Source organism: Shewanella sp. 125m-1 (assembly GCF_052977065.1).
This window is the reverse complement of record NZ_JBRILT010000034.1, coordinates 48,885-58,780: the sequence shown is the minus strand read 5'-3', so window position 1 is coordinate 58,780 and position 9,896 is coordinate 48,885. Positions and strand designations below refer to the sequence as shown.

General features: G+C 46.0%; 6 protein-coding genes. 3 read left to right on the top strand and 3 right to left on the bottom strand.

Features of this window, described 5'->3' with window-relative positions:
* Positions 1–180, top strand: a 180-nt coding sequence (locus ACVBIK_RS14680; protein ID WP_447169942.1) for an integrase core domain-containing protein, incomplete at its 5' end; no start/stop codon positions are given.
* A gap of 989 nt (positions 181–1,169) precedes the next feature.
* On the opposite strand, the gene ACVBIK_RS14675 is transcribed toward ACVBIK_RS14680, so the two are convergent.
* Positions 1,170–2,960 (bottom strand): flavocytochrome c, encoded by a 1,791-nt coding sequence (locus ACVBIK_RS14675; protein ID WP_447160964.1) that lies wholly within the window; start codon positions 2,958–2,960, stop codon positions 1,170–1,172.
* Positions 2,961–3,365: 405 nt separating this feature from the next.
* Between ACVBIK_RS14675 and ACVBIK_RS14670 the strand changes: the two genes are divergently transcribed.
* Together ACVBIK_RS14670 and ACVBIK_RS14665 are read left to right on the top strand one after the other, a co-directional pair.
* A complete protein-coding gene (locus tag ACVBIK_RS14670) occupies positions 3,366–5,384 on the top strand; it encodes an ATP-binding protein (protein WP_447160963.1) in 2,019 nt (672 codons plus the stop codon).
* 72 nt (positions 5,385–5,456) lie between these two features.
* Complete coding sequence (locus ACVBIK_RS14665; RefSeq protein ID WP_447160962.1) at positions 5,457–6,839, top strand: sigma-54-dependent transcriptional regulator; 1,383 nt, start codon at positions 5,457–5,459, stop codon at positions 6,837–6,839.
* A gap of 83 nt (positions 6,840–6,922) precedes the next feature.
* Here the strand turns inward: ACVBIK_RS14665 and ACVBIK_RS14660 are convergent, their stop codons facing one another.
* Together ACVBIK_RS14660 and ACVBIK_RS14655 are read right to left on the bottom strand one after the other, a co-directional pair.
* A complete protein-coding gene (locus ACVBIK_RS14660) occupies positions 6,923–8,191 on the bottom strand; it encodes a dicarboxylate/amino acid:cation symporter (protein ID WP_447169982.1) in 1,269 nt (422 codons plus the stop codon).
* Between the two features lie 483 nt (positions 8,192–8,674).
* Positions 8,675–9,895 (bottom strand): phosphoenolpyruvate carboxylase, encoded by a 1,221-nt coding sequence (locus ACVBIK_RS14655; RefSeq protein WP_447160960.1) that lies wholly within the window; start codon positions 9,893–9,895, stop codon positions 8,675–8,677.
* Position 9,896: the final 1 nt, after the last annotated feature.

Here is a 9,896-nt window from a genome sequence, read left to right as displayed (position 1 = left end):
GCGGTAATAGAGCGTTTTTTTAGGAGCTTTAAAACAGAGTGGATGCCTAAATACGGCTACAACAGTTTTAAGGAAGCGAAGTTCGACTGCATCAACTATATCTTGAAGCACTACAATACAAAACGGGGTCATAGTTATAATAATTACATGACCCCAACAGCGGCCGAAATGGCTGCGTAAATACGCATCCCCTGTTGGTGTACAGTTTTAGTTGACCACATCATTTGCAATATCAACAACAAACGCATAAGCCCCTCTTAACTCCTCCGCGGACACGGTTGCCGGAGAAAAATAAGCGTACCTTTCCATATGTATAGCCCCATTGTTGATAGTAAACATAACGTTTGTATAGTGCGCATGCGCGTATTTTTGGCAAAACTCGCATGTACATTTAATAAACCTATTATTTAAGCTTTGCTAAAGCAAACCTATTGATTTATAAGCACTCTACCAGAGTGCTGTTGAATAAACGAGCCAGAAAATTGAAAGTGAGCATTAGTGTTGATGTTGAATCGAAAGAAATCAGTGACTCCCATTTATTGATTAATAAAAGTAGCTCAACAGGCTGTCACCTATTCTATGCTGCTTATCGACAGTAACTCGCAAAGGGGAAAAATCGAGCTACCACTCTCACAGAAAACACCAGTTCCCCATCGGAGTTGCCGAAATACGTAGATGAAAATGCCGTGGAAGCATCATGGATGATGGTTCAGGCTCGGCGGGACATGGATGTCCCATCTGAGCCGTTAGGCAATTTTTATTGGAGTATGAGGAATCACAACTTCGTCGGGGCGGCTCGGGAGATGCAAGAGGGGGAAGCTGTTGTCCCCCTCTTGCCCGTGTGTGAGCTGGAAGCTCACGACCTTTATCAAGCGGAGCTTGATTAGCATTAGTGGGACACCGTCCCATGCACATTAGTTGTTAGACGCAGTCTAACTCCAAGCTCAAGCGCAGCTTGGTAAGTCGCAAAGCCACGACCTTTATCAAACGAAGTTTGATTGCTTCAAGCCTTTGGCATCAATCACTCTCAACTGAAATTGAGAAAACAAAAAAGCCTCCATCTATAAGATGAAGGCTTTTGTTTTCTAGTCTAAGGCTGAAACTTAACTCAAATCCCAACCCCGACTAACAATCTAAGATTAGTTTTTCTTAGACTAATTCTTTTTAGACTAATTCTTTTTAGAATAAGCCGCTGCATTCTCACCAGCCATTCTACCGAAGGTGACGATATCAGAGATAGCGTTACCACCTAGACGGTTAGCACCGTGAACACCACCAGTTACTTCACCTGCGCCATATAGACCTGGGATAACTTGCTGCTTCGCGTTCATGATTTCAGCTTTAGAGTCAATCTTCACGCCGCCCATAGTGTGGTGAACACCAGGAGTCACTTCGATTGCGTAGTAGTTACCTTCGTTAAGAGCACGAGGTAGGTTAGGACGTTCAAAGTCTGCATCCTTACCGCTCTTAACAAGTGTGTTGTAGCGTGCAACAGCTTCAGTTAGGTTCTTACCGTCAATACCTGTCTGCTCACCTAGTTTAACTAGCGAGTCAGCACTTGGTACAACACCTAGACCGATGTACTTATCAATCTTACTTAGCGACTTACGTACTGAGTCATCAAAGATTAGGAAGGCTGATTTGCCTGTTTGGTTCAAAATCGCTGCAGAAGCCTTATCACGTGTGGTGATTTCGTTGACGAAGCGCTTACCTTCACGGTTAACCAAGATTGCGCCGTTACCACGAACCGCTTCAGTAACCATCACACCACCTTTAACAGATAATGTTGGGTGAGCCTGGATGTATTGTAGATCTGTCATCGCCGCGCCTGCATTACCTGCTACGTCGATACCGTCACCTGTGGCACCAGGTTGGTTAGTTGAGATGAAGCCTTTTAACTTAGGATCAAGTTTTGATACACGCTCGTTGTTCTTAGCAAAACCACCTGTTGCTAGGATAACTGCGTCAGCTTTAATCCAGTAGTAACCTTTGTACATGCCTTTAACGAGTAGGCCTTTAACATTGCCTTTATCGTCTTTAAGAATTTCGATACCACGGGTGTTCATACGCATATCAACGTCACGCTTAACCGCGTTATCGTAAAGTACTTGAATTACGTGAGCACCCACACCTGCACCACCTGTTGGACGGTGTGAACGGTTGGCTGATGCGCCGCCCATACGACCTACGTCGTTAAGATCTGCGCCCATTGCGGTTAACCAATCAACAGAACCTTTAGAGTGTGAAGTGAGTACTTCAACTAGCTCTGGCTCGTTTAGGTCACGACCACCTTTCATAGTGTCTTTGTACATAGACTCAACACTATCTTTAATGCCTTTGGCTTTTTGCTGATCAGTCCAAGCGGCGTTCATGCCACCTGCTGCAAGCTTAGCGTTACCGCCAATAACAGGTTCTTTTTCAATTAGAATCACTTTAGCGCCGTGATCAACTGCAGATACTGCTGCAGAGAAACCTGCGCCACCTGAACCGACAACAACGACATCAACGGTGTCACGTGGTGCTGCAGCAAGGGCTGCTTGACGATCTTCAGTGTCTTTTAATAACTCATCGATGCTTGGCTCATGACGTTCCCACTTCTTAGTGTAAGGCATGTCAAAGTCGAAGCTATGGCAAGAGTCACAGTAGACCATCGATTTTTCGTGAGCGCTGTGACAAGAAGTACAAGCCACTTCGCCAGGGAAATGAGAGTCATGGGCATTGTAGTGCTCATGTTTAGTTTCTTCAGCAACTTCAGCGAGTGTACCGTGGCAAGCTACACACTGTTCATTCTCGTAAGTTAAGCTGTCGTTTGAAAGCTCACCATCTGGCATGTGGCAGCTATCACACTCTTGGTTTTCACCGTGGAATTCTGCCAAGTTGTCTGCCGCAATGGCGTTAGACATAAAGCCTGCTGAGCCGAGAAGTGTTGCAATACACACTGCTTTTTTAAAGTTTTTCATCTCATTTCCTCGCCTTTTTATTGCTGTTCTTAGCAGCGCAAAAAGCTATCACGTTATATACGACAGTCATAAACGCTGTCTTAAATACTCAATTCGAGGTAATTGTCTGCCTATTGCGTTAAGGCATCAACTGCATGTACCAAGTAGCTAGAGAAACTGAACACTCGATCACAGCTTGTAAAAGCGGCCATGCAAACATGCATAACCTGATAGGCAGTTATGCAAAAATGCATAAGACTAGGTTAACAAGATCACAAACCGGCCAAACTCAAAAGCTAAAGATGCTTACAATGATAAAAACCTGATAAACCAAGGGTTCGGTAGCACTTAAAGCCAGTACGTATTGCTTTAAAAGCGAGAAACCCCGCACAGTTATGCTGCATAAGCTCATGCTAAGATTCAAATATGAAAACATTTGTTAACTTAGTTTGCAGTCTTTGCACTCTCTACATATTAGCACTCTCGCAGCCGTTGCATGCTGAAGAGCCACACCTTAAGCAAAACATCGTCTTTGGGGTTCATTCAAAAACTGCGCCGCTAGAGTGGCGTAACAACGGTGTCGACCAAGGCTTTAATCTTGAGTTAATGGACCGCATCGGCCAGCTCACAGGTAAACGCATTGTCACCCGCCGCAAAAGCTTTCAACAACTGCTCAATGATGTACATAATCCAGATTCATTAATTGATGTGATTGCGGTTGTGAGCCCGATTAGCATCGACAGAGAGTTGAGCCAGTCAGACCCTATTTACGCTACCCATGCCAAAGCGTATACCCTGCAAGGTAAGTCATTTATTAATGGCTGGGCTGATCTAGTAGGTAAACGTGTCGCCATTAAAAAAGGTGCGTTTGTCGATGTGTATATTTCAGGAAAAAAGCAGGACTTTACCCGCGTCGATGTCGACCTGTATGAAACCGGCTTTCAAAAGCTGATAAAAGGTGAAGTCGATGTGGTCATCGCTGAGAACTTCGTGGCTAGACGTTTAATGCCACTGTATCCATCAGTCCGTAGCTCAAGTGATCCGCTTATTTATGGCGCCTTCAACTTTGTGAGTAACCATAAGAATGATGCGCTGATGGCTCAGATAAATGATGCCCTCAGACAATTAAAGCTATCGGGTGAGTACGACCGCTTAGTCAATAAGTGGTTTGGTACTGGCCGCGAGAAAGTTGATCTGAACTCCGCTCAAAAAAGAATGTTATCGTTAGCCATCTTTGTCAGCTTGCTCTCTGCCGTCGGTATGCTACTCACCGGCTTTATCAGTCTCAGCCTACGTAAGCGTTCTAAGGCGCTTAAAAAAGAGCTAGCCCAGCGCAAAAAAGCCGAGTTAGCCATATCTAGCCTATCGAAACAGTTCCAGTCAGTGCTCGACGGCATTCCCCATGGTGTGACTCTGTTTAACCAAGACGGCGAATGCTTATGGAGTAATGACAATAATAACGACCTACTGACAAACTCTGAGTTTCACTACATTGATGGCGAAACCTTTAACTTGAGCCATGCGCTATCTGGCGCACTAGCTGAGCAAAAATCGCAAACCGCAGATATGCAGATCAACAACCAGTATTGGCAGTTGCAGTTACACCCTATCAGCAAACTACAGGTGGTAATTCTGCTAGAGGAAGCCACTGAGCAGCATAGGCTACGCCAAGCTAATGATGAAGCCAGCCGCCTGGCATCCCTCGGTGAACTGTCGGCGGGTATTGCCCACGAAATTAATAATCCTACCGGGATTATCGTCCACGCTATCGCCTTTATTAATGACGCGCTAAAGGATCTTTCTGAGGCCAGCAACCATTATCAGAAGCAGAACCCGTTTTGGACAGTGGCAGGCTTGCCTCCAGACTCTGCAATGGGCGAACTTGAGTTAAGTGGCCAGTCTATTCACGAGGGAGCAGAGCGGATAAGTCGCATTGTTAACGATCTCAAACGTTATGCCTTACCGAGCCTAGCCAACGAATATCAGCCAATTAGCCTTAATGAAGTAGTAGCGGTATCGCTGCGCCTTACAGCCAACCAGACTAAGATATTTAATGTCACTACCGACCTGCTAACTCCCTCACCTGTTGTTATGGGTGATGCCCAGCAGCTACATCAAGTGCTGATTAATCTTATCCAGAATGCCTGTCATGCCATAAGGCAGGACGCAGAGTGCTATGAATGCGGCAATCACATCGATATCAAAACCTGTGTAGAGCAGAGCCATATCTGCCTTGTCATTAGCGATAAAGGAGTCGGTATGGATAGAGCAACATTACAAAGAATTACCGAGCCCTTCTTTACCACCCGCCGCTCAAGTGGTGGCACTGGACTGGGCTTATCGGTGTGCAGCCGCATCATCAAAGAACACAAGGCCGACATGCAGATCAGTTCACGTCTTGGCGAAGGGACTGAGATTAAAATACGCTTTCCGTTGGAGTACTAATTTCTTCATCAATACACCTTGAATTGAAAGCCACTGGGCTCTAGAACAGATATTTAATAGGATTGGTATCAAATGAAACTTGCTAGAAATATTCTTCTTGTTGACGATGAAGCCTCTTGGCTTAGAACGCTTTCTATCACGCTTAACCGCTTAGTACCGGAAGCGAAAATTGATACCTGCGTCGATAGCCGCCAGGTGATGAGTCGATTGCAGACCGGTGACTACGCCCTTGTGCTGCTCGATCTGACCATGCCATTTCACTCCGGCGAAGACTTACTAGAGATGATCCGTAGCGAGTTTCCTAAAACACGAGTGTTGATAGTCACAGGTGTGAACGAAGTTGACACTGCCGTGCGCTGCATTAAAAACGGCGCGTATGACTACTTTATTAAAACCGATAACGTCGACGACCTTGCCCGCACAGTGCGCCGCGCATTAGAAGTGGTTGGCCTTGAGCGGAACTACTTAAGGATTAAAGAAAGCTTTTTAAGCCGCACCTTAAATCGTCCCGAGGTGTTTAATAATATTCTCACCTGCGAGCCAGCGCTGCTTGACCAATTCCGCTATCTTGAGGCGGTCGCCTTAAGCCCTGAACCGATTTTAATTCAGGGTGAAAGTGGCACAGGTAAAGATGAATTTGCCAAATCGTGCCATCAGCTTATTTGTGCTGATGCGCCGTTTATTAACGTCAACTTAGCCGGTATTAGCACCTCAGCCTTTGAGCTGCAGTTATTTGGCCAAATTCATACTCAGGACGATGGCCAGATCAGTGCTCAAGCGGGGGTATTGCACCAGGTGCAAACGGGCTTACTCTATTTAAATGAAATTGGTGACTTGCCAATTGAAGCTCAAGCTAAACTTGTGGATGTGATTGAGCATAAACAGTATTACCCAATCGGTAGCGACAGAGCCTATCCGGTAATGTGTAAAATCATTACCTCGACCCAGCATGATCTGCTTGCACTTAATCAAGCGGGGAAATTTAGAAGTGATCTTTTATATCGCCTACGATCACACACAATCAAACTGCCACCATTGAGACAGCGTAAGCTAGATCTATCTATGCTTATCAATCACTTTATTAGCTTAGCAGCGAAGGATATGGGGCTTTCAGAGCCGCAACAACCCAGCTCACTGGCGCAGCAGTTATCGGAATACGATTTTCCTGGCAACTTGCATGAGCTTAAAGGCATGGTGTTTGATGCTGTCAGTCGCAGTGACGGGATCTCTCTTAATATCACCCCGTTTATGGAAGCAATGAACCTCAGCAAACCGGCTAATACGTCTGATAGCGACCAGTTTATCTTCCCTAAGAATTTGCCGACATTAGCACAGATGAGCGATGCGTTAATTCACGAAGCCTTGAACCGCACCGCTAACAATCAAACTGCAGCGGCGCAAATGCTTGGCATCAGCCAAAGCGCGCTAAGCCGCCGCATCACTAAAGAAAAGTAAGCAGCTTCTATGCTGTAAACTGAACACAAAAATGCCAGCAAATTGCTGGCATTTTTATCCTGAAATAGCGGTTCTAGTGCAGTTTAAGCTTGAGCTTGAGCTTGAGCCTGAGCTGCTGCGACCTTAGCCTCGCTGCTCTTTTCTGTTTCATCAACGATGGTCAAAACAGCAGTGTCACCCACCACGTTACAAGAGGTCAGTACCATATCGATTAAACGGTCAAGTGCTGCCACAATGGCGAAGGCTTCTACGGGAAGACCCATTTGGTGAATAAGCACACCAATCATCACCATGCCGCCACCGGGTACACCACCAGCGCCAACTGACAGTAAGAAGATACTGAACATCAATGCTGGTAGCTGCTCCATTGAAATTGGTGCGCCGAACGCATTAGCCACAAAGAAGATAGCGATAGTGATATATATCGATACACCGCCCATGTTCATGGTCGCGCCGAGAGGTACACCAAAGCCTGCCACTGCGCGGCTCACACCCAGCTTTTCGGTAAGCGTACGCATAGTCACTGGGATAGTGGCGTTTGAGCTCGCAGTCGACAGTGAAAACAAGATTTGCTCGCGGGTCTTAGCGCGAAACTCTTTTGCTGAAACTTGTGTGAACATGCCAACGGCAAATGGATACACTACGAAAATCCACAACAACAATAAGCCTAAGATCAACGCCAGATATTCAACCACACTGCCAAATATCGCCGCTTCTAGTGTTGCACCAAGCTTTAACATCAAGGCAAACACACCGATAGGGGCTAATTGCATCACGACGCTAATCAACTTCATCATGATCTTGTTAGCAACTTGAAAGCCATTTACCGCGCTTTGCGCCGCATCGCCTAAGGATTTAATCACGCCACCAAGTAGCAGCGCCATAAAGATAACCTGTAGCATGTTACCCGAGCTAAATGCCGCAACGGGGTTGCTCGGCACTATGCTCACCACTAAATCTACAAGGTTAGGTAGCTCAGTGGCGACAATATCGACACCGCCGCCACTGGACATATCGACGCCTTTACCAGGAGCAAGCAATAACGCCACCCCTAATGCTGCGACAATAGCCACTAGAGTATTGATGATGTAAAAACCGAATGTTTTACCGCCTAGGCGGCCGAAGCTGTTGAGATCCTTAAGCTCGCACACACCGCAAACGATACTGACGAACACTAACGGTACCACTAGCATCATGATCATATTAACGAACATGGTGCCTGCGCCTGAGGCCAAGTCAACGATAGTGCCAGAGAATAAGCTGATATCAGCGAGGAAGTATTGGATGATAGAGCCAAAAATTAGCCCTGAAAATAGACCGATAAAGATCCGAGTCGAAAGTGATTTAGTCATTTGCTTGCCTTATTAGGACATGTCTTAACGCATGCCTTCTATTGCCTTCAATTTTGATGAATTATAGGTTTTCATCTCTATGTGCCAAGGATAGTGAAACATGCTGGCAAAAATTTCAATCAAAATGGCATAATAAGTTTTTGATACAGGCAGGTAACCACTGAGCACAACAGCAATCAAACCATTGATAAGCAACGCTTTTCACCAACCACAAAACACGACTTAAATTTCACAACTTTTACACCAGCAACATATCCGCATCATTTTCCACACAGAAACTTAAAAACGGAATAGTCAAAAACACCACCAACAAGCCACACAAAAGAGAAATCAACCGCAAAATACCGCACGCACAGCGCGATACCTCCACCCCAAGACAGCAACACCGATTAATGCTCATAAAAAAAGCACCTTAAAAGGTGCTTTTTATTAAGCTGTTTTGCGGCCTATTAGGCTTGCTTTAGCCTTGATTTAGACTGGCGATTACGCCAACCACAGCTCCACATCCTTAATGATGAAGTTACCGCTATACACAGGGTCTGGCTCACCGATATGCTCAAGCTCGAAGTAGCTACGATGCTCTTCTGGCAGGCCCTCATAACCGCAGATCACCTGATACAACCATGATTCTCTATCCCAAGGCAGACCATGCTCATCGAGGTAATCCAATGCTGACTGGCTCTTGCCCGAGTCGATTACGGCACAGAAATAGCCATCTACCGCTATCTTGAGCGGGTTATCGGGAATATCGAAATCTTCCACCTGGGTCAAATCTACTGAGACATCTTGCTCACGCATAACGCCAACATCATTTAAGCGGTCGATACGTTTAATATTTGAGACTATCTCTAATAACTCAGGCTCTAAGCTATGGTTTTGTACATCTACTGCCGCAGGCGCAAGAAGTGGCTCAGCGATATTAAACAACGCCGGGAGCTGCTTGTGGCTAACGTGATCTGCAGGGCGATAATCAGGGTGTAAGTCGGTATACAACAACCAACCTTTTAGCAATCGAGTACGGCCACGAATTTGGCGAAAACGCCCAAGCAATTCAAGTAAACGTGCCTGCACAACACTAAGCTCTTGAGTACAGTCACTTAAGGTTTCTTGCAAGGTGGTAACCAGCAGCTTTCTAAGCTCTCGAATATCACCAGCGATCTCACCGAGCTCACTAAACTGGAACATCTCAAGGCCATTTAGCAGCTCAGATACCTGGCTCTGAGCTAACTCATTTTCGCGGATTTTCGCGTTAATGCTGCCTACATAGCCAAATTCGTTGTTGATGCGGCTCCACAGCACACGAATTGAGTAACGTAGACCATCGGCAAAACTGTAAACATGTTCACTTAAGTCGGCAAGGTAAGCCTCAGAAGCTGCAAAATCGACATTATGACGCGCCTCTTTATAGTGAGCAGCCAAGGTTTTAATGGTCGCCAGTGACGAGCCAACATTAGAGTCAATCTGACGATTACGCTCATCGCTCAAGGCTTCCTCAAGCAAGGCTCGCACCGAACGCTTAAGGCGCAGCTCCTGCTCAGGCTCTGGTCGCCACAAGATATCGCTTTTCTGTAGCTTATCGATGGCGCCAGCGTTGCTCTCATCAATCGAGACCGAGCCTGACAAGTAAACGTCCATCACCAGCTCTGCATGGCGTCCAAGCTGTTTTAGCAGCTTAACACCAGCTTGGTGTAAGTTACTGCTCATA

Excerpts from the sequence above, each read along its gene's own strand:
- ACVBIK_RS14655 (WP_447160960.1), bottom strand. The coding sequence starts at position 9,895 with ATGAGCAGTAACTTACACCAAGCTGGTGTTAAGCTGCTAAAACAGCTT.
- ACVBIK_RS14665 (WP_447160962.1), top strand. The coding sequence starts at position 5,457 with ATGAAACTTGCTAGAAATATTCTTCTTGTTGACGATGAAGCCTCTTGG.
- ACVBIK_RS14660 (WP_447169982.1), bottom strand. The coding sequence starts at position 8,191 with ATGACTAAATCACTTTCGACTCGGATCTTTATCGGTCTATTTTCAGGG.
- ACVBIK_RS14670 (WP_447160963.1), top strand. The coding sequence starts at position 3,366 with ATGAAAACATTTGTTAACTTAGTTTGCAGTCTTTGCACTCTCTACATA.
- ACVBIK_RS14675 (WP_447160964.1), bottom strand. The coding sequence starts at position 2,960 with ATGAAAAACTTTAAAAAAGCAGTGTGTATTGCAACACTTCTCGGCTCA.